The sequence below is a fragment of the Streptomyces sp. NPDC090025 genome, from assembly GCF_044748125.1.
Classification (GTDB): Bacteria; Actinomycetota; Actinomycetes; order Streptomycetales; family Streptomycetaceae; genus Streptomyces.
The window spans coordinates 438718-462773 of record NZ_JBIVFL010000001.1 but is presented as its reverse complement, the minus strand read 5'-3'; the positions used below and the strand labels follow the sequence as shown (position 1 = coordinate 462773).

Genomic DNA, 24056 nt, shown 5'->3' with positions numbered 1-24056 from the left:
GGTCATGACCGTATTCCGGTACGGACATGACAGCTGGCCCTGCCCGGCGCTACCTTCGACAGGACGCGCGGCGCAGGGCCGGCAGGGCGGGAGGTCCGGTGGAGACGGGGCAGCAGCATCACGAACGAGCGGCACACACCGACCGCACGGAACGCACGGGACTGATCTACGGCATCGCCGCGTACGGCATCTGGGGCCTGTTCCCCCTGTACTGGCCGCTGCTCGCCCCCGCGGGCGCGGTCGAGATCCTGGCCCACCGGATGGCCTGGTCGTTCGTGGTCGTCGGCCTCGCGCTGCTCGCGCTGCGCCGCTGGGACTGGGTCCGCGAGCTGATCCGTACCCCGGCCAGGCTGGCGCTCATCGCGCTCGCCGCCGGGCTGATCACGGTCAACTGGGGCGTCTACATCTGGTCCGTGAACGCGGGCCACGTCGTCGAGGCGTCCCTCGGCTACTTCATCAACCCGCTGGTCAGCATCGCCCTCGGCGTCCTGGTCCTGAAGGAGCGGCTGCGGCCCGCGCAGTGGGCGGCGGTCGGCGTCGCGATCCTCGCGGTGGTCGTGCTCGCCGTCGGCTACGGCCGGCTGCCCTGGATCTCGCTCGTGCTCGCCGCGTCCTTCGGCACGTACGGCCTGGTCAAGAAGAAGGTCAACATCGGCGGCCTCGAATCGCTCGCCGCCGAGACCGCCGTGCAGTTCCTGCCCGCGCTCGGCTATCTGATCTGGCTCTCCGCCCAGGGCAGCTCCACCCTCACCACCGAAGGCCCCGGCCACGCCGCGCTGCTCGCGGCGACCGGCGTGATCACCGCGGTCCCGCTGGTCTGCTTCGGCGCCGCCGCGATCCGCGTCCCGCTCTCCACCCTCGGCCTGCTCCAGTACCTCGCGCCGGTCTTCCAGTTCCTGCTGGGCGTCCTGTACTTCCACGAGGCGATGCCGCCCGAGCGCTGGGCCGGGTTCTCGCTGGTGTGGCTGGCGCTGACGCTGCTGACGTGGGACGGGCTGCGGACGGCCCGGCGGAGCCGGGAGGCGATGGCGGCCGCGCAGGTGACCGCGCAGGTGACCGCGGGGGCGATGGAGGTCGACGCGCAGGCGGCTGCCGGGGCGGGGACGGCGAACGGGACCGGGGCCCCCGAGGACGAGCCCGCGCGCTCCTGACCCCCGCGCCTTCGCGCCCGGCACCCCCGCGCCCCCGCATCCCCGCGCCCCCGCGCCCCCGCCCGACGGCGGAACTCGCTTGACCGGTGCGCCGGGCCCCCGCTGTGCTTGCCCCATGGAGATCCGTCGCACCACCGCACAGGACCATGACCTCTTCATCGACACCCTCCACACCGCGTTCGGCCTCGTCCGCGAGACCCCGGACGCGGACGGCGGCGGGGTCTGGTGGGCAGCGCTCGAACCCGACCGCGGTCTGCTCGCCTTCCCGGACGGGGGAGACGCGGGAGGCGAGGGCCCCGAGGCCCGCCCGGTCGGCACGGCCGCCGCGTACACCTTCGAACTGACCCTGCCCGGCGAGGTCGTCGTCCCGACGTCCGGGGTGACGGGCGTCGGCGTGCTGCCCTCGCACCGGCGGCGGGGCGTGCTCACCGCACTCATGCGGCACCAGCTGGCCGAGCTGCGCGAGCGCGGCGAGTTCCTGTCGGTGCTGCTCGCGTCGGAGGCGGTGATCTACCGGCGGTTCGGCTACGGCCCCGCCACGTACTCCAGCAGGCTGACCGTCCCGCGCAACCGCTCGGCCTTCGCGCCCGAGGCCACCGGCGGTGCCCGGGCGGACGCCCCCGGCTCGATCGAGGTGCTGCGGCGGGCCGAGTGCGGAGACCTGCTCCAGCAGGTGTACGACCGCCACCGGCGCGCCCAGCCCGGCGCGCTGTCGCGGCCCGAGCGGTGGTGGCGCAGGGGCGCGGGACGGCCGCCGGTGGCGTCGACACCGCGGTACGTGGCGGTGCACCGTGACGCGGACGGCGAGCCGGACGGCTACGCCAGCTACTCCATCGGCAAGAGCTTCAAGACGCTGACGGTGGACGAGGTGATCGCGCTCGACGACACGGTCTTCACCGCCCTGGCCCGGTTCGCGCTCGACCACGACCTGATCTCCGAGGTGGTGTTCCAGCACATGCCGCCGGACCACCCGCTGCGCTGGCGGTTCGCGGACTTCCGGGCCGCCGAGCCGGGCGGGATCACCGACGAGCTGTGGGTACGGCTCCTCGACGTGCCCCGCGCGCTGACCACGCGCGGGTGGCGGGGCGACGGCGAACTGGTCCTGGCGGTCGACGACCCGTTCCTCGGCGAGGGCGGCCGGTATCTGCTGACCGTCCGGGACGGCAAGGCGGAGTGCGTCACCACCGACCGTTCTCCCGACCTGACCCTGGACATCTGCGACCTGGGCTCGGTCTACCTCGGCGGCACCCGCCCCAGCACCCTGGTCCGCGCGGGCCGGGTGCGGGCCCGCGACGCTGACGCGGTGACGACGGCGGACGCCCTGTTCACGACGGACCGCGCCCCGCACTCCGTCCACTGGTTCTGACCGGCCACGCCATCACGGCCCGGCGCCGCTCGGGCCGGGCTGTGGTCATCGGGTGCCTCCCTCGGCGGGGGTACGGGCGGCTCGGTGGGCGCGCACCTTCTGGCGGTTGCCGCAGCGTTCCATCGCGCACCAGCGGCGGCGCCCGGGGCGCGAGGTGTCGGCGAACAGGAGCTGGCAGTCGGCGGCGCCGCAGACCCGGACGCGGTCGGCGTACGGCCCGCTGAACAGCTCCACCGCGTCCCGGGCGATCGTGGCGACCAGCCCGCCCACGGTGGCGCCGGGCGCCCACTCCCGACGGCCGTCGGCGGTGAGCCGGGTGGCCAGCGGAGGCCGGGCGGCGGCCGCGTTGAGGAGGGCGAGGTCGGCGGGCCCGAGCGGTCCGCCGCCCGCCCGGGCGAGGGCGAGCCGCCAGAGCGCGTCGCGGGTCTCCCGTACGGCTCCGAGCTCGGCGTCCGTCACCGTGCGGGGCAGTACGTCGGCGAGGCCGGGCGCGAGCCGGGCGGAGTCCCGCACCCAGTCGAGCAGTCCCCCGCCGCCGGGCCGGTCCAGGACCTCGAAACGCGCGGCGACCGGGCCGGGGCCGCCGGTGAGCAGCAGTTCCAGACAGAGCGCGCCCGCGTCGAACAGGAAGATCTGGCCGTCGGGGTGGTGGAGTGTCATCGACGTTCCGGGCATGTAACCACTATAACTAGTTACATGACCGCACTCCATTGGAAACTCGTCGTCGACGCCGCCGACCCGCACGCGCAGGCGGCCTTCTGGGCCGCCGCCCTCGGCTACCGGGAGGAGGACCACAGCGGCCTCGTCACCCGGCTGCTCGCCGCCGGGGCCGTACCGGCCGCGCTGACCGTCACCGTGCGCGACCGGCCCGCGTGGCGTGATCTGGCCGCCGTCCGCCACCCGGACGAGCCCTTCGACCCCGACTCGGACACCGGCCTCGGCCGCCGGATCCTGTTCCAGCGCGTCCCCGAGCCGAAGACCGTCAAGAACCGCCTCCACATCGACGTCCACTCGGATCCGGGGACGGCGCGCGAGGCGGAGGTGGCGCGGCTGACGGCGCTGGGGGCGACGGTGTTCCGGGAGGTGGCGGAGCCGGGCGGGGCGTGGACGGTGATGCTGGATCCGGAGGGGAACGAGTTCTGCGTGCACTGAGCCGGGCCGACGGGCGCGGCCGGTTCCGTGGGTCGCGCGGGCCCCGTGGCCGGGCTTACGGGGTCCCGTCGGCCGCACGGCCTACGCTCGGCCCCATGACCCGTACGCTCCGCATCTGCTTCGCCGGGATCACCGGCTGGACCGCCCCGCCCATCGTCGCCGGGATCGCCCGCGCCGAGGACCTGACCCTGGTCGCCGGGGTCTCCCGCTCGGCCGCCGGGCGCCCGCTCGCCGAGGTCCTGCCGGACGCGGGGAGTTCGGGCCCGGTGGACGGCGGCCCGACGAACGGCGGCCTGGTGTACGGCTCGGTGGCCGAGGCGCTGGCCGCCGCGCCCGCGGACGTACTGATCGACTACACCAGCGCGACGGCCGTCGGCGCGAACGTCCGGGCCGCGATCGAGGCGGGCGTCCATGTCGTCGTCGGCTCCAGCGGCCTGACCGCCGAGGACTACGCCGAACTCGACGCGCTCGCCCGCGCGCACGGCGTCGGGGTGGTCGCGGCGGGCAACTTCTCGGTGATGGCGGCGGTCCTGGCCCGCGCCGCGACCCTCGCGGCCGAGCACCTGGACCACTGGGAGGTCATCGACTACGCGAGCGCGACCAAGCCGGACGTGCCGAGCGGCACCGCGCGCGAGCTGGCGGAGTCCCTGAGCGCGGTCCACCGTCCCGAACAGGGCGTGCCGGTGGCCGAGTTGCACGGCCCGAAGGAGGCGCGCGGCGCGGACGTGGCGGGCACCAGGGTGCACTCGGTGCGCCTGCCGAGCTTCGTCGTCAGCACGGAGGCGGTGTTCGGCGGCGAGGGCGAGCGGCTGTCGCTGCGGCACGACGCGGGCCCGTCACCGGAGCCGTACGCGGCGGGGACGCTGCTGGCGGTGCGCCGGGTGGCGGAGACGACGGGGGTGCGGCGGGGGCTTGGCACGCTGCTGTTCGACTAGCCGGAGGGGACACCGAAAGGCACGCCCTAGGCCGACTCCCGGCGCACGCTGTAGAGGTAGCAGCCGTACTCGACGGCCCGTACGTGCACGAGCGCGACCGCCGGATCGGCGAACGCCTCCGCGAACGCCCGCTCCAACTCCCCTGCCGGGTCGTCCCCGAGCTCCACCAGCCGCCCGCCCGCGATCCGGCCCCGCGCGTCGTACCGCCGCAGCGTCCGCAGCACCCCGGGCCGCGCGAACGGGTACCCGGACGCGTCCGGGTCGGGCCCCGGGCATTCCCCGGTGTGGATGAACACCGGCCCCACCTCGTCGTACGCCCCGGGCTCGGCCCCCGTCTCCCCGGCCCAGCGCCGCAGCGGCGCGTACGAGACGAGCGCGATCCGCTCCCCTTCCGCCGCCCGCCGCAGACAGCACCGCAGCGGACTCCCCGCACTGTCGGCGTCCACGCCGAACGGCCGGCACTCTCGCCCGGCGTCGTCGCGTACGCGCAGTTCGGCGAGGGTGGCGGGCGGGATGGCCTGGGGGCTGTACGTCATGAGTTCCATGCCCTCAGCCTCACGCGCGCGACTCCGGAACGCTGGCGCTATTCGGACGCGGAGCTCCGGACCACGGCGGCCCGGCAGCACGGCGGCACGGCGGCACGGCGGCACGGCGGCACGGCGGCACGGCGAGAACGGGGTGGCGGGCTCCCTCCGCGTTCGAGACCATCCGGTCATGTCGGATGACGCGCCAGGACAGGACCTTCCGGTCGGCTTCGCATTCCGGCCGTATCGCGGCGGCGAGGACCACGGCGCCATGGCCGCGGTGCGGCTGGGTGGTGCCGAACGGGACGGGGTCGATGCCCGTTCGGTCGTGGAAGGGCTCCCGACGGCGGCCGAGATCGCCGAAACCTCCGCCGGACTGGACGAGCCGTCCACGAACCAGACCTTGGTGACGTACGACGGGAGCGTCGTCGGCTACGCGACGGTCCGGTGGTGGCAGGAGCAGGACGGTACATGGCTCTACCTGCACCGCGGCTACCTCGTGCCGCGGCATCGACGCAAGGGCGTCGGCTCGGCCATGCTCGGCTGGGCCGAGGAGCGGATCCGCCGCCTCGTCGAACAGCACGGAACGAAGGGGACGGCGGTCATCGGCGCGAACGCCCTGACCTCCGAGCAGGATGCCACCGCCCTCCTCCTCGCGGCCGGATACCGGCGCGTCTTCAGCCTGATCGAGCTGGAGTTGGGTGATCTGCGGCGGCTGCCCGAGTGGGGAGGCGAACTGCCGGCCGGGATACGGACGGGAGCGATCGAGCCGGGCGACTACCGCGCCGCCTGGAGGACGGTCGTCGATTCGTACGCGGGCGCCGGTTTCACTCAGAGATGGCCGTTCCAGGACTTCGCCGACACCGCCGACCCGGCGTGCTGGCGGGCCGCGTGGCACGGGCAGGACATGGTCGGCGTCGCCCTCTGCGCCATCCGCCGCCATGACCGCACCGTGGGCGAGGTCGAGGAGCTGAGCGTACGGACGGACCAGCGCCGCCTGGGAATCGGCCGAGCCCTGCTGCTTGACGGACTGCGAAGCCTTCGTGCGCAGGGTGCGACGACCGCGCGCCTGTTCACCGGAACGGCAAACCCGCACCGGTCCTATCAGCTCTACGAGAGCGTGGGGTTCCGGCGGCGGAACGAGCATGTCCGCTACCGGAAGCCGCTTGCTTGATCAACCAGTCAGCGGGCGAGCCGGGAGCTGCCGCTCACGAACCCGACCCAGGCGGCGGGGCCGAAGGCCAGCTGGGGGCCGCCGGTGTCCTTGGAGTCACGGACGTGGACGGCGCCGGGGGTACGGGCGACCTCGACGCAGTCGTTGCCGTTGGCGCCGTCGCTGTAGCTGCTCTTGAACCAGTCCAGTTCGGGGGTGCTGATCTCTACTCCTCGGAGTTGAAGTCCAGGAACCCGGCCCAGGCGGCGGGGCCGAAGGCCAGGCGGGGACCGGCGGTCTGCTTGGAGTCACGGACGTGGACGACGCCGGGGGTACGGGCGACCTCGACGCAGTCGTCACCCTCACTGTTGCTGCTGTAGCTGCTCTTGAACCATTCCAGCTCGGGGGTGCCGATCATGTCTCTCCCAGCAGTTGTTCGATGAAGACCCGCGACTCTCCGGGAGTGAGGGCCTGAGCCCGGATGATGCCATAGCGCAGTTCCAAGATCCGGAGTCGCTTGAGATCGGTGACCGGACGCCCGTTGAAGCCTCCTTCGGTACGCCCGACAGCCGTGCCGTCCCCGAACTTCAGCAGCTCGATCAGCCCTCCCGAGCCGGGATGGTCAGCACACTCGGTCGGCATCACCTGAATCTCCACATGGGGCAATTCACTCACCTCCAGGAGCCGTTCAAGCTGACGACGCAGCACCATTGTCCCTCCGATGGGCCGTCGCAGCGTCACCTCTTCCTGGACGAAGCTGAACTCGGCTCCCGGCTCGGTGCCCATGACAGCCTGTCGCGCCATACGTGAGGTCACATGGCGTTCCAGCTCGGCCGGGCCGTACGTCGGGCGTCGCGTCCGCAGCAGTGCCCGCGAGAATTCCTCCGTCTGCAACAACCCATGGATGCTGTAGTTGCCGTAGAGGCAGAACTCGACCGCGTGAGCCTCCAGCTTCGCCAGACTCCGCAGCTTCTTCGGATACCTGACCTCCACCACGTCGGCCTTCATCCCCGAGATGAGCCCTTTCGCACCCAGCGCCTTGTCCGCCTTGTCCAGGTACTCCGGGCGCGGGATCCGATCCCCCCCGCTCGACCTTGCGGATCATGTCCTCGCTGTAGCCGATCAGTTGCCCGAGCTCGACCACACGCAACCCCTTCGCCTCCCGCCACGCCTTGATCTGGCGCCCGACCGTCGCGACCACCGCCGCGCCCGACTCGTCGCCGGGATCCAGCTCCCACCCCGCGTCGCCGTCCGCGCCCTCAACCTCATCCACGCTCATGCGTGCCCACCTCCTTGTGGCGGCCCTCTACCCGGAGCGTGACCGCAGACAGTCGAGACAAGACGGGACAGCCGCAGGACAGTGACCGTACGTAAGGGCCTGTTCGATGGGCAGCGTAGGCGCGCGTCGCCACCCTGGAGCGCATGAACCACGAACATCACCAACTCATGGCATCCACACGCCAATTCGGAATCCAGCTCTCCGCGACCCCGCGCGGCGCACGGCTCGCCCGGCTGCTCGTCGTCGAGCAGCTGCGCTCCTGGGGGCTCGACGCCGTCGCCGAGTCCGCCGCGCAGATCGTGGCCGAGCTGGCGGCGAACGCCGTGACGCACGGACGGGTGCCGGGGCGGGACTTCCGGGTCGCACTCGATGCCACGGGCACCACTCTCCGTATCGAGGTCACGGACACGCGGGGTGACCGTGTCCCGGAGATCCGCGACGCGGGGGACGGGGTGGGCGGGCGGGGGCTGGTGCTGGTCGCCGGGCTGGCGCGGGAGTGGGGGGTCAGGCAGGGGCCCGCACCGAGGAAGACCGTGTGGGCCGAGCTCGCGCTGCCGTGACGCGGGGAACCGCGATGCGGGGGTTCGCGATGCGGGGAATCGCGATGCGCTCAGCCTCGCCATAAACCCTTAAAAGCACCCAGGGAAAGTACCCACCCCACCCCTCCCACCTCCCCGGAATCCTGGCGTCACTCACACGGGTGACATATGCCAACTGGGCTGGATTTCCGGCGGGTTGGGTGCCATATGCTCACGCCACAACCCCAGACAGACGTCGGCCCCCGGCCGGGACTCGCAATCCCGATCGGGGGCCTGACCACCGAGGAAGCAAGGACCTTCCCGATGGCTTCGACTCACCGTAGCGTGCTTCCGCACGCCTCCGGGCTCGTTCATCGCAACGTGCTCCTGACGACCCACTACCTGGTCGTCGACAACCGGTTCGCCCAGCACCACGGGCTCTCACTGCTCGCCATCGGACTCGGCGTCCACATCCAGTCGCTCCCCGTCGGCGCGAAGGTCAGTATCAAGGCCATCGCCGCGAAGTTCCCGGAGAGCGAGCTGCGTGTGGCCCGGGCCTTCCGGGAGCTGGAGCTGTGGGGCTTCCTGGCCAGAATCCGCGAACGGCTGCCGGACGGGCGGATCGTGCCGCGCACGATCTCGTACAACCGGCCGGTGGCTGAGCCCCGTCCCGTACGGGAGACCCCGAACCCGACTCCGGACCCGGACCCGGAGCCTGATCCCGAGCCGGAGCCGGAGCCCTGGTTCGACCCCGAGCCGGAGCCCGAACCTGAGCCGGAGTTCGAGCGCGAGCCGGAGGCCGAATTCGACTCCGAGCCGGAGTTCGAGCGCGAGCCGGAGCCGGAGTTCGGGCCCGAGCCCGAATTCACCCCTGAGCCGGAGCCCGCCTCACCCGCCCTCGCACCCACCCACGCACCCGCCACCGCCCTCCTCGCCGGACTCCGCCGCCACGAGCCCCGGCTACTGCTCTCCGCCCGGGACATCCGACGGCTCGCACCCGGCGTCACCGCCTGGCTGGACCGGGGCATCCACCCCGACGCCGTCGCCCGCACCCTCTGCGCCTGCCTGCCCGACCGGCTGGCCCACCCGGCCGGGCTCCTCGCCCACCGGCTCACCCATCTCCTCCCGCCACCGCTCCCCGCCGGCCCCCCGGCGCCACCGCCCCGGGACCCGTTCCAGACCTGCGACATCTGCGACCGCGCCTTCCGCGCAGCCGCGCCGGGCCGGTGCCGGGACTGCGGGCCCGCCACGAGAGCTGCCGCTTAGGGCTTTGGCCGGAAACGGCTTCCCGGCGCGTGAGCACGCAGTACTGGCGCAGGCATACTTCGGGTGCCCCGGAGGCCGACGATCTCCCCGGGGCACCCTCCTGCACGGGAACCACCAGACAAGCCGGCTCCGATGGGAGTGCGGCGGAATGCGTGCCATGGCCCTGACCTTCGCGGGTGTCTCCTTCCGGTACGGAAGGAAGAGCGGCGTCCTCTCGGACTTCTCGGCACAGTTCGAGAGTCCTTCCACCGTTCTCCTCGGCCCGAACGGAGCCGGTAAATCGACCTTGATGGCGTTGGCGGCATCGCATCTGACGCCGACGAGCGGACGGGTCTGCTGGAACGGAACTACCCCCTCCACGCGCAGCAAGCGGGCCGGCTACCGTCGAGCCGTCGCCTGGATCCCGCAACAGATCACGCCCGTTCCCGGTCTCACCGTCCGCGAACAAGTCGCTTACGCGGGCTGGCTGAAGGGCCTCTCCAGGGCCTCGGCGTGGCAGGTGTCGGAGCAGGCGATCGCGCGCGTGGGGCTGGAGAAACTGGCGGGCCGCAAGAGCCACGAGGTTTCCGGTGGGCAATTACGCCGCATGGGGATCGCCGGAGCCCTGACGCACCAGAGCGAGATCGTCCTGATGGACGAGCCCACCGCAGGTCTCGACCCCACGCAACGCGGCGTGTTCCGCGACCTCGTGGCGGAGCTCAGCGAATCGGTCCGCGTCGTCGTGTCGACGCACCAGACGGAGGACCTGGCCGATCTCTACCAGGAAGTCGTGGTCCTCGACGCGGGTACCGTCCGGTTTCAGGGCAGCACGCGCGAGTTCCACGCGCTGGCCGACGGAGTCGGCTCCCCGCGCGAGAACGCCGAGGCGGCGTACACCCTGCTCGTCGGCCGGGAGGCGTGACCATGCTCCTGCGCACTGTCCTGCGGTCCTCGTCCGCGACCGTCCTGCTGCCGCTTCTCGTGGGCTTCGTGTTCCTTGCCCTCGGTGACGATCTCTCCGCTTGGGTGACGCCCCACTACTGGGCGTCGGCCACGGGTGGCGCGGCCTTCGCCCTCCCCTTCGTCGCCGCCGCCTGTGCCGCGTCCGCCGCATGGGAAGGAGCGCGTCTCGCCAAGGGGCGCGTCTTCGACCAGGCGCCGGTACGCGGCCCACTGGGCATCACGATTCCTGTGCTGGTCCCCGTGGCAGCCATGGGAGTGCTGGGCATCCTCGTCGCTCTGTTCACGGCTGCCACGGCCGCCGACGTGCCGCTCGGCCTGCCGCACTTCGGGATCCTGGCGGTCGCCACGGCGGTCCTGGTCGCGAACACCCTCGCCGGGAGCATCGTCGGCCTCGTGATGCCGGGGGTCCTTGCAGCACCGCTCGCCCTGATCGGCAGCTTCTTCATGAACGCCTACCCCGCCTCATGGGGCGTCTTCTGGCTCCGCCACCTCGTGGGCGGAGGATTGAGCAGTTGCTGCGCCGTGACGCGTCGGTCGACGACAGGGCCTTGTGGGGAGGTGCCCTGTTCGCCGCAGGGGTCACGGGCGCCGCGCTCGTGCTGATCCGCTTCCGCGGCACGGCGCTTCCGCTCGCGGCGGCCACGGCCGTCGTGGCCGCGGGGCTGGGCACATCGTGGCTCGTGGTGCGTGACCTGGGGCCCGAACCCGTACGGGACCGGTCGACGCACGCACTCGTCTGCGACGAGACCGGCCGCCCCCGGGTCTGCCTGTGGCCCGAGGTCGAAGATCCCGGAATGGTCAGCCGGAACGTCCGGATCGCGGCGGAGAAACTGAGGACCGCGGGCATACAGACTCCACGGACGCTCACGATGGCCGCCCATCCGGGACCTGACGCCTCGAAGCTCGACATAGCGCCCGACGCCCAGGCCGCGGACATCCCCGGCGGGGTCGCCTCCGGCCTGCTCCCCGAGCCCCCCTCCTGTGCCCTGAACGGAGAGCCGTATCCCGCCGCTGCCGCCGCCGGACCGTTGACGGCCTGGCTCTATGCCACCGCGGGCGTCCCGTCCGGCACCGTGGCCGGGGACTTCGCGACCGAGGAGGCAGCCCTGGTGGAGCAAGTGAGGGCCTTGCCCGCAGGCAAGCAACTCGCGTGGTACCAGCGGAACCGGAAGGCGATGACTGTCTGCGGCACACCGCCGCGACTCGGCGTCACCGGCGTCACGGGGGCCGCCGGATGATCTGGTGGTGCAAGGTCCGCGCCGTGCCCGTCATCGCGCTGGCGACGATCGGTACGGTCGCCCTCGGCCTGCTGGTCGGCAACCTCGAACTTCCCGTGCCCGTCCTGGTGGGGCAGTCCGGCCAGTTCCTTCTGGCGCATCTCATGACCCTCATCCCGGCGGTGACCCTCCTCTACGGTTTCGGCCGAGGCGAGACGCGGACCGAGGGCATCGCCGTACGCGACCTGAGGTCCTGGGACGCCGCTCTCGGCCTCCTCGTCGCGGCCGGGGGAATGCTTGCCGCGGTCCTCTCGCATGTCGCTCTGAGCTCGGACCTCGCGGTGATCCTCGGCCGGAACGTGGCCGGCTACGTGGGCCTCGCCCTGCTGCTCCACCCCGTCCTGGGTACGCGACTCACCGGGGCCACCCTCGCCGCGATCCCCCTCGTCCTCGCGGCGAGCGGCTGGGGACCGAGCGGTGACGCCAAGTCCTGGGCGTGGCTCCTTCACCCCGCCGACTCAACCCTCGCCATGGCTACGGCACTTGGCGCTGTGTGCGTCGGCGCGACGACGACAGCCTTCTGGACCCGACCACCGCTTCGGATCGACACCTAGGCCGTGTCGCCGCGAGAACCGAAGGCGCCCCCTCGGCGTCTCCCCGTGCGTGCGATCCTGACGCGCCATCGTTCGGCCGTTGATCCGGTCACCAGGGGGAAAAGCCATGAGAACCACCGCAGTTGTGAGAAGCCAGGGCCGTCGCGAGCGGCGGCGGCGGGCCGTCGGGCTCGGGGTGGTGGCCGTTGCCGCGCTGCTCGGGACCGCCGCGTGCGGGGGCGGGTCGGACGACGCCGCCGGGGGCGGGAAGACGACGTCCGCCGCGCCGAGTGCCACGGACTCCGCCGCCCCGGGCACCACGAGCGCCTCGCCCAGTTCGGATGCCCCAGCCCCCAGCCCCTCCGAGTCGAGCGACCCGCCGAAGGCCAGCCCCAGCACCAGCCGCAGCGGCGGCGGCAGCTCCGAGGTGCCGCTGTGCGACATCAAGGACCTGGCCGTCACCGCGACGAACTACGACCCGAAGGGGCAGTCCGTACGGCACATCCTGATCGTCGCAACCAACACCAGCGGCAAGAAGTGCGACCTCCAGGGCGCCCCCGAGGTCACCCTCGGCAACGCGAAGGGCCACACCCCGGTCAAGCAGGAGACCGACCCCGGTGAGGTGCTCACGCTCACGCCCGGGGGCAAGGCGTACGCCGGTCTGCTCGCCACCGGCGGGCACATGGACACCTACGACGTGACGTCCATGAAGCTCGGCCTCGGCAGCCCCGGCGGCGAGGCCGAGCCGGGCAAGCCGGTCGCCGTGCGGATGCCGGTCCGGTCGTTCCCGGCGGACGACGGCCAGCGCGTCACCTACTGGGCGGGCACCGAGGGGCTCGCCATGCGGCCGGTCACCTCGTCCTGACCGCGTCGACGGCGGCGGGCGGTTCTGGACGAACGCGCCGCACCGCGTCAGGGTGCTTCCCATGACCGAACCCGCCCGCCCCGCCGACTCCGCCGGATCCGATGACCAGCACACCGCCCGGCACACCGCCCGCCCCGTCGCCCCTTCGGACCGGCACGTCGACCGGCCCGCCGATCTCGACACCGTCCGTGACTCGTACGACCGCGTCGCCGACACCTACGCCCACCTGGTCGCCACCACCGGCATGGGCGACATCCGCCGCGACCCCTGGCTCAAGGCCGCCGTCGACGCCTTCGCCGACTCCGTGGCCGGGCTCGGGCCGGTCCTCGACGTCGGCTGCGGGCCCGGGATCGTGACCGGATATCTCGCCGAGCGCGGGATCGACGCCTCCGGCGTCGACCTGTCGCCGCGGATGGTGGCGAACGCCCGCCGTCTCTACCCGCGCTGCCGCTTCGAGGTCGCCTCCGCCACCGAACTCGACCTCGCCGACGCCTCGTTCGGCGGGATCCTGGGCTGGTGGTCGCTGTTCAACCTGCCCAGGACCGTCCTGCCCCAGGTGTACGGGCGCTTCGCGCGCGCCCTGCGGCCCGGCGGGCAGCTGATCGTGGCCACCCACGTCGGCGACGGTGACGTCGTCCGTACCGAGGCGTACGGCGGAGTGCCCGTACGGTGGACCACGCACCGCTGGCAGCCGGAAGAGATCGTGGCGCTCGTCGAGGCGGCCGGGCTGCGCACCGTCGCCGAACTGCGGCTTCCGGCAGGCGAGTTCAGCGGCCCCGGCGTCGTCGTCATGGCGCAGCGGCCGCCCGCCTGACCCGGCCCAGGAGCCGGACAAGGACCGGGACCCAGGACCGGGACCCAGGACCGGGACCCAGGACCGGGACCCAGGACCGGGACCCAGGCCCCAGGAGCCGGGAAAACTGTTTGCCGCTGCGCCCGACCGGCGGATAGGAAGAGCCCATGCTGGTGGGCAAGAGGATCGGGCTGCGGGCCCGGCACGACGACGACATTCCCGTACTCCAGGCCGCGCTGTACGACGACGTGGTCACCCACTCGCGTGCGCAGGCCGAGCCGTGGCGGCCGCTCACGCCCGGCTCGCCGGAGACCCATCTCGCGGTGGACGACTCCGTGCAACGGTACGTGCCGTTCTCCGTGGTCGAGCTGACCGAGGACGGCAGCGCGGGCGCGCTCGTCGGCAACGCCTCCCTCTGGGGCATCGACACCCACAACCGGCTCGCGCACATCGGGCTCGCCCTGATGCCGGCCGCGCGCGGCAAGGGGTACGCGAGCGATGTCGTGGACACCCTGTGCCACTACGGGTTCGTGGTGCGCGGTCTGCGGCGGCTCCAGATCGAGACGCTGGCGGACAACGCCGCCATGCTGGGCGCCGCCGAGCGCAACGGCTTCGTCAGGGAAGGTGTACTGCGCTCCTCGGCCTGGGTGCTCGGCGAGATCCTGGACGAGGTGCTGCTCGGGCTGCTCGCCGAGGAGTGGCGTCCGCTCAGCGAACGAGCCTGACCGGATTACGCTCTTGACGGGGAGTCAAACTCTCACTGAACATTCGTCACGCACGGCACAGCCGCACGGATGTACAGCCGCACAGCCGCACAGCCGCACTCCACGCTCGTGAGCGCGTCGCACCGCCGCACTTCAGCTTGCCGCACGTCAGCTTGCCGCACCTCGGTGCACCGCACCTCAGCTCCTCGAACCTCAGCTCCTCGCTCCTCCGCTTCAACGCCTCGCGCTCACCCACGACGCGAGGCGCTCGCACGTTCCGTCCCATCCCCAGTTCGGAATCCGGAGCCCCCACATGAAGCTCTCCGCGAGACTGTCCGCCCTGGCCGGAGCCTCGGCCCTGGTGCTCGGCGCCTTCGCCGCGGCCGTACCGGCCTCGGCCGCCCCCAGCGGGGCCGCCGCCGTCACGCCGCCCGACATCTCGGTCACCAACGTCAAGCAGCACCTCGCCGACCTGCAGTCGATCGCCACCGCCAACGGCGGCAACCGCGCCCATGGCCGTACCGGCTACAAGGCGTCCATCGACTTCGTCAAGGCCAAGCTGGACGCGGCCGGTTACACCACGTCGCTCCAGACCTTCACCTCCAGCGGCGCCACCGGCTACAACCTGATAGCCGACTGGCCGGGCGGCGACCCGAACCAGGTTGTCATGTCCGGTTCGCACCTCGACTCGGTGACCGCCGGGCCCGGCATCAACGACAACGGCTCGGGCTCCGCCGCCATCCTGGAGACCGCGCTCGCCGTCTCCCGCACCAACTTCCAGCCCACCAAGCACCTGCGTTTCGCCTGGTGGGGCGCCGAGGAGCTGGGTCTGATCGGGTCGAAGCACTACGTCAACAACACCCCGGCCGCCGAGCGCGCCAAGATCAAGGCGTACCTGAACTTCGACATGATCGGCTCGCCGAACCCGGGCTACTTCGTCTACGACGACGACCCGACGATCGAGCAGACCTTCAAGGACTACTACGCGGGCCTCGGCATCCCGACCGAGATCGAGACCGAGGGCGACGGGCGTTCCGACCACGCGCCGTTCAAGAGCGCGGGCGTGCCGGTCGGCGGGCTGTTCTCGGGCGCCGACTACACCAAGACGGCGGCGCAGGCGCAGAAGTGGGGCGGCACCCAGGGCCAGGCGTTCGACCGCTGCTACCACGCGTCGTGCGACACGACGGCGAACATCAACGACACCGCCCTGGACCGCAACGCGGACGCCATCGCGTACGCGGTGTGGAACCTGTCGAGCGGTACGACGACCCCGCCGACCGGCACGGTCTTCGAGAACACGGCCGACGTGTCCATCCCGGACAACGGCGCCGCGGTGACCTCGTCGGTGACTGTCTCCGGCATCACGGGCAACGCGCCCGCCACCCTCAAGGTGGGTGTGGACATCGTCCACACGTACATCGGTGACCTGATCGTCGACCTGATCGCGCCCGACGGCTCGGTCTACAACGTCCACAACCGGGCGGGCGGCAGCGCCGACAACATCAACACCACCTACACCGTGAACGCCTCGTCCGAGGTCGCCAACGGTGTCTGGAAGCTGCGGGTGCAGGACAAGGCCGCGGTCGACACGGGCTACATCAGCGGCTTCAAGCTGACGTTCCCGTAACGAGAGACGCCCGGGTGGGTCGGTGACATCAGCCCCGACCCACCCGGGATCACCACTTCCGCACGGACTCCGTCCGGTCGGCCGCGGAACCTGCGGTCTACTTGGCGGAGTTCGCCGCGTTCACCAGCGCGTCCTGGGTGACGGCGCCGACGTAGATCTTGCCGTCGTCCGTCATCAGGGCGTTGACCAGCTTGGTCTTGAAGACCGTGCCGGAGCCGAACTTCCCGGTGACCTTGTCGCCGAACGAGTCGAGGAAGCCCTGGAACTCCTTCGGCGCCTCGTCGGTCTTGGGCGCCGGGGCGCCGGTGTCGAGCCTGGCGATGGTGGTCCAGCCCTCGCCGATGACGTTGAAGCCGCCGTCGGGGCCGCCCTTGCCGCCCTCGGCGCCCATGCCGAGGTCGCCGAAGATGCCGCCGAGGCCCTTCTCGAAGCCCTTGCCGAACTCGTCCTGGCCGCCCTTGCCCGCGTCCTTGCCGAACTCCTCGCCGAACTCCTTGCCCGCCTTCTCGGCGCCGCCCTCGGTCACCTTGGCGCCCTTCGGCGCCTTGAAGTCGAAGGTGTCGGCGGCGGGCTTGGCGAAGTCCACCTTGGTGAAGCCGGCGTCGAGGACCGGCTTGCCGCCGCTCACCGAGTCGAGCGTGAACTTCAGCGGCGTGCCCGTGCCGGCGTCCACCGCGATCTTCACGGACTCGACCATCGAGCCGGACTGCTTGGGCTTGATGACGAGCTGGTAGGCGTCGCGGCCCGCGACGTTCGCGGTGCCGCCGACGGTGATCGAGGTGGTGTCCCCGGCCGCCTTCAGGACCTCGTCCGCGAGCTGCTTCGGGGAGACCGGCAGGTCCTTCCCGGGCGTCTTCGCCTTCCCGTGGTCACCGCCGCGGTCGCCACGGTCGCCGCCGAGCTCGCCCGCGCCCTTCTCGTGCATGACCTCGTTGGACTTGCTGTCGTACGCCCAGACGTCGTCCCCGTTGTGCACGAGGGTGTACTCGTCGGAGCCGTCGAGCAGCGTCAGCTTCTGCTTGTCCGGGCCGTCCGCGGCCACCCGCAGGGTGTGCGAGCCCGAGATCAGCTGGGTCAGCTTCTCGGTCGGGTCGACCGAGGAGCCACCGCCGGGCCCGGACGGGACGGCCGAGGGGAGGAGACCCGCGATGGACGGCAGGCCCAGGTCCGTGCTGATCTTGAACGTGCCGGACAGCGTCTGCGTGTCCGAGGCGGCGATCTTCTCGATGAGCTGCTGCGCCGTGATCTCCGGCAGGTCCGGGTCGCCGGACGCGGCGAGCGCCGGCACCAGGCCGATGGTCGCCGCGGCCACCCCGGCCACCGCGACCGGGACGACGTAACGGCTTGCCTTGCGCTTAGCTGCCATGATCTGCGATACCTCCGTGCCCTCCGTTGTCGATGTCTCCATCTCACCAGGACGGCGGACCGGAATCGTCAGCCCCCGGGATCAACCTGACGTACCTCTCCAGGATGACCCGACCCCGAGACCCCCTAGTCCACGCGGTGGTCCGGCGCGGACTCCGGGCCCCATGGACCCGGGACCCCGCCTGCGGCCTAACCGGCCCGGTGCACCACCGCGTCGCACAGTTCCCGCAGCGCCGACTTCGCGTAGCCCTCCGGCAGCGGGGCCAGCATCGCGCGGGCCTCCTCCGCGTAGCGGACGGTGTCCTGGCGGGCCTGCTCCAGGCAGGCGTGGGCGCGCAGCCGGGTCAGGGCCTCGGCGTGCCGGGCGTCGTCCGTCAGGTCGCCCTCGACGAGGGCGAGGAGGGCCACGTCCTCGGGGCGGCCGTGGGCGGCCACGGCGGTGCGCAGGTGGAGCACCGGCAGGGTGGGGACGCCCTCGCGGAGGTCGGTGCCCGGGGTCTTGCCGGACTCGTGGCCGTCGGAGGCGATGTCGAGGACGTCGTCGGCGAGCTGGAAGGCGACGCCGAGCCGCTCGCCGTACTGGGTGAGGATGTCGACGACGCTCTCGTCGGCGCCGGACATCATCGCGCCGAAGCGGCAGGAGACGGCGACCAGAGAGCCGGTCTTGCCGCCGAGCACGTCGAGGTAGTGGTCGACGTGGTCGCGGCCCTCCTGCGGGCCCGCGGTCTCCAGGATCTGTCCGGTCACCAGCCGTTCGAACGCCTCGGCCTGGATGCGTACGGCCTCGGGTCCGAGGTCCGCGAGCGTGTGCGAGGCGCGGGCGAAGAGGAAGTCACCCGTGAGGACGGCGAGCGAGTTGCCCCAGCGGGTGTTGGCGCTGGCGACGCCGCGCCGTACGGCCGCCTCGTCCATGACGTCGTCGTGGTAGAGCGTCGCCAGGTGGGTGAGTTCGACGACGACGGCGGAGGGCACCACGCCCGGCGCGTACGGGTCGCCGAACTGGGCGGCGAGCATCACCAGGAGCGGCCGGAACCGCTTGCCGCCCGCGAGCACCAGATGCTGGGCGGCCTCGGTGATGAACGGCACGTCGCTCTTGGTGGCGTCGAGGAGTCCCGCCTCCACGGCGGCCAAGCCGGTCTGGACATCGGCTTCGAGAGCCTGGTCCCGCACGCTAAGACCGAACGGCCCGACGACGGTCACGAGGGGTTCTCCTGTCTGCTGACGTCTGCTGACGCTGTCCATGACGCATGTGGTGCATGGGGTGGTGCGTGGGTGCTGCATGGGGTGGTGCGTGGGTGCTGCGTGTGGTGTCCGCGGGTGCCGACACACCTGAGGACGCTTCCTGCTGACGCTCCTGAACCGCACGCCGATCACTCGGATTGTCGATGTGTCGGTCCATTCACTCAAGCCAGCGTATCCGGTCACGTTTCGATCACCGTGGGCGCCTTCCCGTCACCCCCGGTATGTTCGTGATCAGCTCATACGACCAGGAGTAGGCGTTTTGTCCCGAACAGAGATCGACACCGGCACGAACGACGAGCAGCCGCCGCCCGAGGACGACAGGGCCTTCCTCGGCCACCCGAAGGGCCTGCTCACCCTCTCGGGCCTGGAGGTCTGGGAGCGGTTCTCGTTCCTCGGCATGCAGGCGATCCTCGTCCTCTACTTCGCCGACACCGTGGCCCACGGCGGCCTGGGCATGGACCCGGGCACCGCCGCCTCCGTCTCGGCGGCGTACGGCACCCTCGTCTACCTGGTCTCGGTGGCCGGCGGCTGGCTCGCCGACCGGATCCTCGGCTCGTACCGGGCGGTGCTCTGGGGCGGCATCCTGATCGCCTGCGGCCACTACTCGATGGCCGTCCCGACCGCCGCCATGACCTGGGTCGGCCTCGGCCTGATCAGCGCGGGCACCGGCCTGCTCAAGCCGAACGTGGCCACCATGGTCGGCAAGCTCTACCGCACCGACGACGACCGGCGCGACGCCGGTTTCGCGCTCTACTACATGGCGATCAACATCGGCGCCTTCGCCGGACCGCTGATCACCGGCTGGCTCGGCGACCACAAGGGCTGGCACTGGGGCTTCTCGGCCGCCGCGATCGGCATGACCTTCGGCCTGATCCAGTACGTGGCCGGGCGCCGCCACCTGGCCGGACGCAAGCACTCCGCCGAGTCCGCGCTCGCACCCGACGCGCTGCGCCGCGCGATCCGCATGATCGTGATCGGGACCGTCGTGGTCGCCGTGGTCGCGGGCGCGCTCGCCATGGCGGGCTGGCTGACCATGGACCGGTTCGTCGACCTGCTCACCCTGATCTCGGTGATCGCGCCGGTCGTCTACTTCTGGGTGATGTTCGCGAGCCCGCGCGTGACGGCGGAGGAGCGCGGCCGGCTCAAGCCGTACATCGTGCTCTTCCTCGCCTCGGTGGCGTTCAACTTCATCCTGTTCCAGGCGTACTCGACGATGATGCTGCTCGCCTCCACGAACGCCCGCACGACCATCCTGGGCTTCGATTTCCCGGCCAGCTGGTACGCCTCCGCCCTCGGCGCCTTCGAGGTCCTCCTGGCGCCCGTGGTGGCCGCCGTGTGGGCCCGGATGGGCCACCGCCAGCCGCACGCCTCGAACAAGATCGCGTACGGGGTGATCCTGGGCGGCCTGTCCTTCCTCCTGATGGTCCTGCCGACCTCGGGGCACGCGGACGACACGTACAAGATGGCCGCCTGGTGGATCGTCGGCTCGTACCTGCTGCTCGGCCTCGGCGACGTGCTCCTGGAGACCTCCGGGATGTCCGCCACCAGCAAGCTCGCGCCCAAGGCGTTCGCCAGCCAGACGATGTCGCTCTGGTTCCTGTCCCTCGCGCTCGCCAACGGCATCCAGGCCCAGACCGTGAAGCTGTACGACGACGTCTCCAAGCCCGCCTACTTCGGCGTGAACGGAGCCATCGCGGTCGCCGTCGGCGTCGGCGTCATCGCCCTCGCGCCCTGGCTGCGCCGCACCATGCACCCCGTCCACTGAGGTGACCGCCCCGTGCACCCGTCCCCTGAGGTGACCGCCCCATGACGAACATCCCCACCGCGAGCTCCACCACGGCCGCCACCCCGGCCGTCACCCCGGCCGTCACCCCGGCCGCAGGCACGGCCGCCGGCCTGACCCCCACACCGGCCCCCGCCCCGGTCCCCACCGCGATCAGGACCGACTTCCCGTACGAGACCCGGCACGAGGACGTCCGCATCCCGCTGCCGGACGGGACCGAGCTGTACGCGCGCGTGTGGCGGCCGGTCACGGACGAGCCCGTGCCCGCCCTGCTCGAATACCTCCCCTACCGGCTGAGCGACTGGACCGCGCCCCGGGACTGGCAGCGGCACCCCTGGTACGCGGGCCACGGCTACGCGTCCGTACGGGTCGACGTGCGCGGCCACGGCAACAGCGGCGGGCTGCCCGGCGACGAGTACGACGCCGTCGAGCTGGCGGACGGCGTGGCCGTGGTGAACTGGCTCGCCGAGCAGCCGTGGTGCACCGGCAAGGTCGGCATGTTCGGGATCTCCTGGGGCGGCTTCAACAGCCTGCAGATCGCGGCCCTCGCACCCGAGCCCCTGAAGGCGATCGTCACGGTCTGCTCCACCGACGACCGCTACGACAACGACGTGCACTACATGGGCGGCTCGGTGCTCGCCGTCGACATGCACGCGTGGGCGGCGACCATGCTGGCCTTCGTGTCCCGGCCGCCGGACCCTCAGTTCGTCGGCGACAAGTGGCGCGAGATGTGGCTGGAACGGCTCGACGCGGTCCGGCCCTTCATCCACACCTGGCTCTCCCACCAGACCAGGGACGACTACTGGAAGCACGGCAGCGTCTGCGAGGACTACTCGGCGATCAAGGCCGCCGTGCTCGCGGTCGGCGGCTGGCACGACCCCTACCGGGACACCGTGCTGCGGCTCGCCGAGCACCTGCCGCAGGACCGGGTGCGGGGCATCATCGGGCCCTGGTCGCACCAGTACCCGGACCGCGGACTGCCGCCGGGCCCGGCGATCGGCTTCCTCCAGGAGACGCTGCGCTGGTGGGACCACCACCTCAAGGGCGTCGAGAACGACGTGATGGCCGAACCGCTGCTGCGCTCCTGGATCAGCGACTCGCACCCGCCCGCGACGGTGTACGCGGAACTGCCCGGGCGCTGGGTGACGGACCCGGCCTGGCCCTCGCCGCACGTGACGCCGGTGGAGTACGGGTTCCAGGGCGACCCGGTCGAGGTCGACTCGCCGCAGCACACCGGCCTGGACGCGGGGCGCTTCTTCCCGTTCGGCAACGACGCCGACCTGCCGCCGGACCAGCGGGCGGAGGACGCGTACGGGGCGTGCTTCGACTTCCCGGTGCCGGAGGCGGCGGACGGCGGGACGCCGATCGAGATCCTGGGGCGGCCCTCGGTACGGCTCGCGCTGCGCGCGGCGGCGCCGACCGGGCAGGTGATCGCCCGGCTCTGCGACGTGGCCCCGGACGGCTCGTCCACGCTGGTCACCCGGGGCGCGCTGAACTTCTCGGCGCGCTACGGGCGGGACCGGGCGGTGGAGGCGCAGATCGGCGAGACGGAGGAGTTCGTCTTCGAGCTGAACGGCATCGGGCACACCTTCCCGCCCGGCCACCGGGTCCGGCTCGCCGTCTCCTCCACGTACTGGCCGTGGATCTGGCCGCAGCCGGACGCGGCCGGTTTCACCCTGGACCCGGACGGCTCCTCGCTGACCCTGCCGGTCCGCACCCGCCCGGCCCCTTCGGCGGCGGCCGCGGACGCCGTCGACTTCGGCCCGCCGGAGCAGTCCGAACCCCTCGGCGTGGTCTACCCGCGCACCCTGGACGAGCCGCGCCCGGAGCGCCTGGTGGTGCGGGACGTCGCCAAGGGCGAGTGGCGCCTGGAGGTCGACCCGCGCTACGGCGGCACCCGGGTCTACCCGGACGGCCTCGAATTCACCGAGGACGCCCTGGAGACGTACACGATCGCCGACGCGGGCCCGCTGACGGCCCGTACCCGCTCGGACTGGTCGATCCGGCTGCACCGGCCCGAACTGGCGTGGGACGTGCGGATCGAGACGCGGTCGGAGATCGGGTGCGACGCGGACGCGTTCGTGACGTCGGACGAGGTGATCTGCCGGGAGGGCGGGGAGGTCGTGTTCCACCGGACGTGGGAGGAGCGGATCCCCAGGACGGCGGGGTAGGGAGCGGGGCCGGGGCCCCGCTCCCCCGCCCGCCCCCGGCCCCTCGCGTGCCTTGCGCGCCTACGCGTTCTTGCGGCGGCGGGCGACGACGACCATCGCGCCCGCGCCCAGCACCACGGCCGCGCCGCCCGCGAGGGCCAGCGGCATCGTGCGGGAGTCGGTGCCGGTGGTGGCCAGGTCGCCGCCGCTGGTGGTGGTGCCGGTGCCCGACGTCCCGCCGGTGACCGGGGTCTTCGACGAGCCGCCCTGCTCGGCGGGGTTGCCGCCGCCCGTGCCGGAACCGCCGTTCGCACCGGCACCGGTGGTGCCGGAGGTGCCGGACGTGCCGCCGGTCTCCCCCGGCTCCCCCGGCTTGCCGGGCTTGCCCGGCTTCGCCGCGGCGATGCCGAAGTCGAGGAACTGCGCGTCGGGCGAGTAGCCGCAGGACTCGTCGTCGTTCATGAAGGCCGCGCCGTACCCGAACACGCCGTACCCGGCCGGGGACTTCGCGTCCATCGTCAGCCGCAGCTTGACGTCCTTGTGCGCGCTCGCGGCCATCGCGCCGAGGTCGGGCAGGCCCTGGGTCGGGTCGTACCGCTGCCAGCCGCCGCCCGTCGAGTACTGGAGCCTCATCCGGTCGTTGGTCGGCTCGTCGTGCTTGTCGGTCGTCTGGGCCACGAAGTCGAGGCCCACCAGGTCCAGCTTGCCGCCGGTGCCGTTGGTCACCCGCAGGGTGTAGTCCGCCGGGACACCCGCGGTGACCTTCGAAGGCCCGGTCAGCCGGACGCCCAGCCGCGGCTGCGGCTTGCAGGGGCCCTCCGCCTCGGCGTCCGCCAGAGCCTTCTCCGCGGCGTCCAGCGCGTCCTTGGCACTGTTGACCTTGGTCAGCGCGGCCACCTTCGCCCGGCGGGCCTCGGCGAGCGCGCCGCTGAGCTCCCGCGCGGTGTCGCTCTTCCTCGCCTCGGCCGTGACCTGGGCCTTCGCGGCCTCCGCCGCCTTCGCCTCGGCCGCTTCGAGCGCCTGCCGCGCGGCGGCCTTGTCCGCCTCGGCGGCCTCGTCGAGCTTCTTGCGCGCGTCGACGACGACGGCGTCCGCCGCCGCCCTGGCCTCGGCGGCCTCGGCCGCGGCCTTCTCGGCCTCCTCGGCGGCGGTACGGACCGGGGTCGTGCCCGACTCAAGCTCGGCGAGCGCCGCGTTCGCCTCGCCGTAGGCCGCGTAGGCCGCCTCGTAGGCCGTCTTCGCCTTGGCGACGGCCTCGCGCAGCCCGGTCAGCTCGTCCTGCTGCTGCTCGCGCGCGGCGGGACCGGCGGGACCGGCGGGCTTCTCGTCGGCGAAGGCGGGCGCGGCGGCGAGCAGCACGAGGGGCGTGGTGACGGTGGCCGCGACGGCGGTCGTCACGGCGGTCGCGAGAAGACGGCGGATCTTCATGGG

General features: G+C 72.2%; 24 protein-coding genes and 1 pseudogene. 17 read left to right on the top strand and 8 right to left on the bottom strand.

Annotated features, from left to right (window positions below; translation table 11 throughout):
* The first annotated feature begins 98 nt into the window (after window positions 1-98).
* A complete protein-coding gene (gene rarD / locus ACIPXM_RS02230) occupies window positions 99-1151 on the top strand; it encodes an EamA family transporter RarD (protein ID WP_401650949.1) in 1053 nt (350 codons plus the stop codon).
* A gap of 115 nt (window positions 1152-1266) precedes the next feature.
* On the top strand, window positions 1267-2517 hold the full coding sequence (locus ACIPXM_RS02225; protein WP_401650946.1) for a GNAT family N-acetyltransferase: 1251 nt from the start codon (window positions 1267-1269) through the stop codon (window positions 2515-2517).
* 45 nt (window positions 2518-2562) lie between these two features.
* On the opposite strand, the gene ACIPXM_RS02220 is transcribed toward ACIPXM_RS02225, so the two are convergent.
* The gene (locus ACIPXM_RS02220) at window positions 2563-3192 is read right to left on the bottom strand and encodes a CGNR zinc finger domain-containing protein (RefSeq protein ID WP_401650943.1); all 630 of its coding nucleotides are present in this window, start codon (window positions 3190-3192) and stop codon (window positions 2563-2565) included.
* A gap of 21 nt (window positions 3193-3213) precedes the next feature.
* On the opposite strand from ACIPXM_RS02220, the gene ACIPXM_RS02215 reads away from it, so the two are divergent.
* Together ACIPXM_RS02215 and dapB are read left to right on the top strand one after the other, a co-directional pair.
* Window positions 3214-3669 carry a VOC family protein gene (locus ACIPXM_RS02215; protein WP_401650941.1) on the top strand — a complete coding sequence of 152 codons (456 nt, stop codon included), beginning with the start codon at window positions 3214-3216 and terminating at the stop codon, window positions 3667-3669.
* A gap of 95 nt (window positions 3670-3764) precedes the next feature.
* The gene (gene dapB / locus ACIPXM_RS02210) at window positions 3765-4604 is read left to right on the top strand and encodes a 4-hydroxy-tetrahydrodipicolinate reductase (RefSeq protein WP_401650938.1); all 840 of its coding nucleotides are present in this window, start codon (window positions 3765-3767) and stop codon (window positions 4602-4604) included.
* Between the two features lie 26 nt (window positions 4605-4630).
* Here dapB and ACIPXM_RS02205 read toward each other — a convergent pair whose 3' ends face one another.
* A complete protein-coding gene (locus tag ACIPXM_RS02205) occupies window positions 4631-5149 on the bottom strand; it encodes a DUF1203 domain-containing protein (RefSeq protein ID WP_401650935.1) in 519 nt (172 codons plus the stop codon).
* 169 nt (window positions 5150-5318) lie between these two features.
* On the opposite strand from ACIPXM_RS02205, the gene ACIPXM_RS02200 reads away from it, so the two are divergent.
* Window positions 5319-6302: a GNAT family N-acetyltransferase gene (locus ACIPXM_RS02200; protein WP_401650932.1), complete on the top strand. Its 984-nt coding sequence runs from the start codon at window positions 5319-5321 to the stop codon at window positions 6300-6302.
* An 8-nt stretch (window positions 6303-6310) separates the two neighbouring features.
* Here ACIPXM_RS02200 and ACIPXM_RS02195 read toward each other — a convergent pair whose 3' ends face one another.
* The 3 genes and pseudogenes from ACIPXM_RS02195 to ACIPXM_RS02185 form a co-directional block, all read right to left on the bottom strand.
* Window positions 6311-6505 carry a DUF397 domain-containing protein gene (locus tag ACIPXM_RS02195; protein WP_401652457.1) on the bottom strand — a complete coding sequence of 65 codons (195 nt, stop codon included), beginning with the start codon at window positions 6503-6505 and terminating at the stop codon, window positions 6311-6313.
* A 2-nt stretch (window positions 6506-6507) separates the two neighbouring features.
* Window positions 6508-6699: a DUF397 domain-containing protein gene (locus tag ACIPXM_RS02190; RefSeq protein ID WP_401650929.1), complete on the bottom strand. Its 192-nt coding sequence runs from the start codon at window positions 6697-6699 to the stop codon at window positions 6508-6510.
* Window positions 6696-7560 (bottom strand): annotated as a pseudogene (locus ACIPXM_RS02185) (Scr1 family TA system antitoxin-like transcriptional regulator). The gene ACIPXM_RS02190 and the pseudogene ACIPXM_RS02185 overlap by 4 nt, the downstream one beginning before the upstream one ends.
* Window positions 7561-7727: 167 nt before the next feature.
* Between ACIPXM_RS02185 and ACIPXM_RS02180 the strand changes: the two are divergent.
* The 10 genes from ACIPXM_RS02180 (at window position 7728) to ACIPXM_RS02135 (ending at window position 16085) form a co-directional block, all read left to right on the top strand.
* Window positions 7728-8120, top strand: a complete 393-nt coding sequence (locus tag ACIPXM_RS02180) for an ATP-binding protein (RefSeq protein WP_401650926.1) — start codon at window positions 7728-7730, stop codon at window positions 8118-8120.
* Between the two features lie 282 nt (window positions 8121-8402).
* Window positions 8403-9344 carry a helix-turn-helix domain-containing protein gene (locus tag ACIPXM_RS02175; RefSeq protein ID WP_401650923.1) on the top strand — a complete coding sequence of 314 codons (942 nt, stop codon included), beginning with the start codon at window positions 8403-8405 and terminating at the stop codon, window positions 9342-9344.
* 157 nt (window positions 9345-9501) lie between these two features.
* Window positions 9502-10245, top strand: coding sequence for an ATP-binding cassette domain-containing protein (locus ACIPXM_RS02170; RefSeq protein WP_401650920.1), 744 nt, complete (start codon window positions 9502-9504; stop codon window positions 10243-10245).
* Complete coding sequence (locus ACIPXM_RS02165) at window positions 10242-10889, top strand: hypothetical protein (RefSeq protein ID WP_401650917.1); 648 nt, start codon at window positions 10242-10244, stop codon at window positions 10887-10889. The genes ACIPXM_RS02170 and ACIPXM_RS02165 overlap by 4 nt, the downstream gene beginning before the upstream one ends.
* A gap of 191 nt (window positions 10890-11080) precedes the next feature.
* Window positions 11081-11524: a hypothetical protein gene (locus ACIPXM_RS02160; RefSeq protein WP_401650914.1), complete on the top strand. Its 444-nt coding sequence runs from the start codon at window positions 11081-11083 to the stop codon at window positions 11522-11524.
* A complete protein-coding gene (locus ACIPXM_RS02155) occupies window positions 11521-12117 on the top strand; it encodes a hypothetical protein (RefSeq protein ID WP_401650911.1) in 597 nt (198 codons plus the stop codon). The genes ACIPXM_RS02160 and ACIPXM_RS02155 overlap by 4 nt, the downstream gene beginning before the upstream one ends.
* A gap of 106 nt (window positions 12118-12223) precedes the next feature.
* On the top strand, window positions 12224-12961 hold the full coding sequence (locus tag ACIPXM_RS02150; protein WP_401650908.1) for a DUF4232 domain-containing protein: 738 nt from the start codon (window positions 12224-12226) through the stop codon (window positions 12959-12961).
* 61 nt (window positions 12962-13022) lie between these two features.
* Window positions 13023-13775, top strand: coding sequence for a class I SAM-dependent methyltransferase (locus tag ACIPXM_RS02145; RefSeq protein ID WP_401650905.1), 753 nt, complete (start codon window positions 13023-13025; stop codon window positions 13773-13775).
* A gap of 146 nt (window positions 13776-13921) precedes the next feature.
* Window positions 13922-14479, top strand: a complete 558-nt coding sequence (locus tag ACIPXM_RS02140; protein ID WP_401650902.1) for a GNAT family N-acetyltransferase — start codon at window positions 13922-13924, stop codon at window positions 14477-14479.
* Window positions 14480-14771: 292 nt separating this feature from the next.
* A complete protein-coding gene (locus tag ACIPXM_RS02135; RefSeq protein ID WP_401650899.1) occupies window positions 14772-16085 on the top strand; it encodes a M28 family metallopeptidase in 1314 nt (437 codons plus the stop codon).
* Window positions 16086-16182: 97 nt separating this feature from the next.
* On the opposite strand, the gene ACIPXM_RS02130 is transcribed toward ACIPXM_RS02135, so the two are convergent.
* Both ACIPXM_RS02130 and ACIPXM_RS02125 read right to left on the bottom strand, forming a co-directional pair.
* Window positions 16183-17451 (bottom strand): outer membrane lipoprotein carrier protein LolA, encoded by a 1269-nt coding sequence (locus ACIPXM_RS02130; protein WP_401650896.1) that lies wholly within the window; start codon window positions 17449-17451, stop codon window positions 16183-16185.
* 188 nt (window positions 17452-17639) lie between these two features.
* Window positions 17640-18650 (bottom strand): polyprenyl synthetase family protein, encoded by a 1011-nt coding sequence (locus ACIPXM_RS02125; protein WP_401650893.1) that lies wholly within the window; start codon window positions 18648-18650, stop codon window positions 17640-17642.
* Window positions 18651-18951: 301 nt separating this feature from the next.
* Here ACIPXM_RS02125 and ACIPXM_RS02120 point away from each other — a divergent pair, with 301 nt between their 5' ends.
* Both ACIPXM_RS02120 and ACIPXM_RS02115 read left to right on the top strand, forming a co-directional pair.
* Window positions 18952-20457 (top strand): peptide MFS transporter, encoded by a 1506-nt coding sequence (locus ACIPXM_RS02120; protein WP_401650890.1) that lies wholly within the window; start codon window positions 18952-18954, stop codon window positions 20455-20457.
* 41 nt (window positions 20458-20498) lie between these two features.
* Window positions 20499-22646: a CocE/NonD family hydrolase gene (locus tag ACIPXM_RS02115; RefSeq protein WP_401650887.1), complete on the top strand. Its 2148-nt coding sequence runs from the start codon at window positions 20499-20501 to the stop codon at window positions 22644-22646.
* 60 nt (window positions 22647-22706) lie between these two features.
* On the opposite strand, the gene ACIPXM_RS02110 is transcribed toward ACIPXM_RS02115, so the two are convergent.
* A complete protein-coding gene (locus ACIPXM_RS02110; protein WP_401650884.1) occupies window positions 22707-24053 on the bottom strand; it encodes an LPXTG cell wall anchor domain-containing protein in 1347 nt (448 codons plus the stop codon).
* Window positions 24054-24056: the final 3 nt, after the last annotated feature.

What these genes read in the sequence shown, in the direction of transcription:
- ACIPXM_RS02205 (WP_401650935.1), bottom strand. Translation starts at nt 5,149, where the DNA reads ATGGAACTCATGACGTACAGCCCCCAGGCCATCCCGCCCGCCACCCTC.
- ACIPXM_RS02200 (WP_401650932.1), top strand. Translation starts at nt 5,319, where the DNA reads ATGTCGGATGACGCGCCAGGACAGGACCTTCCGGTCGGCTTCGCATTC.
- ACIPXM_RS02215 (WP_401650941.1), top strand. Translation starts at nt 3,214, where the DNA reads ATGACCGCACTCCATTGGAAACTCGTCGTCGACGCCGCCGACCCGCAC.
- ACIPXM_RS02150 (WP_401650908.1), top strand. Translation starts at nt 12,224, where the DNA reads ATGAGAACCACCGCAGTTGTGAGAAGCCAGGGCCGTCGCGAGCGGCGG.
- ACIPXM_RS02130 (WP_401650896.1), bottom strand. Translation starts at nt 17,451, where the DNA reads ATGGCAGCTAAGCGCAAGGCAAGCCGTTACGTCGTCCCGGTCGCGGTG.
- ACIPXM_RS02115 (WP_401650887.1), top strand. Translation starts at nt 20,499, where the DNA reads ATGACGAACATCCCCACCGCGAGCTCCACCACGGCCGCCACCCCGGCC.
- dapB (WP_401650938.1), top strand. Translation starts at nt 3,765, where the DNA reads ATGACCCGTACGCTCCGCATCTGCTTCGCCGGGATCACCGGCTGGACC.
- ACIPXM_RS02145 (WP_401650905.1), top strand. Translation starts at nt 13,023, where the DNA reads ATGACCGAACCCGCCCGCCCCGCCGACTCCGCCGGATCCGATGACCAG.
- ACIPXM_RS02110 (WP_401650884.1), bottom strand. Translation starts at nt 24,053, where the DNA reads ATGAAGATCCGCCGTCTTCTCGCGACCGCCGTGACGACCGCCGTCGCG.
- ACIPXM_RS02225 (WP_401650946.1), top strand. Translation starts at nt 1,267, where the DNA reads ATGGAGATCCGTCGCACCACCGCACAGGACCATGACCTCTTCATCGAC.
- ACIPXM_RS02175 (WP_401650923.1), top strand. Translation starts at nt 8,403, where the DNA reads ATGGCTTCGACTCACCGTAGCGTGCTTCCGCACGCCTCCGGGCTCGTT.
- ACIPXM_RS02190 (WP_401650929.1), bottom strand. Translation starts at nt 6,699, where the DNA reads ATGATCGGCACCCCCGAGCTGGAATGGTTCAAGAGCAGCTACAGCAGC.
- ACIPXM_RS02220 (WP_401650943.1), bottom strand. Translation starts at nt 3,192, where the DNA reads ATGCCCGGAACGTCGATGACACTCCACCACCCCGACGGCCAGATCTTC.
- ACIPXM_RS02155 (WP_401650911.1), top strand. Translation starts at nt 11,521, where the DNA reads ATGATCTGGTGGTGCAAGGTCCGCGCCGTGCCCGTCATCGCGCTGGCG.
- ACIPXM_RS02140 (WP_401650902.1), top strand. Translation starts at nt 13,922, where the DNA reads ATGCTGGTGGGCAAGAGGATCGGGCTGCGGGCCCGGCACGACGACGAC.
- ACIPXM_RS02135 (WP_401650899.1), top strand. Translation starts at nt 14,772, where the DNA reads ATGAAGCTCTCCGCGAGACTGTCCGCCCTGGCCGGAGCCTCGGCCCTG.
- ACIPXM_RS02180 (WP_401650926.1), top strand. Translation starts at nt 7,728, where the DNA reads ATGGCATCCACACGCCAATTCGGAATCCAGCTCTCCGCGACCCCGCGC.
- ACIPXM_RS02170 (WP_401650920.1), top strand. Translation starts at nt 9,502, where the DNA reads ATGGCCCTGACCTTCGCGGGTGTCTCCTTCCGGTACGGAAGGAAGAGC.
- ACIPXM_RS02160 (WP_401650914.1), top strand. Translation starts at nt 11,081, where the DNA reads ATGGTCAGCCGGAACGTCCGGATCGCGGCGGAGAAACTGAGGACCGCG.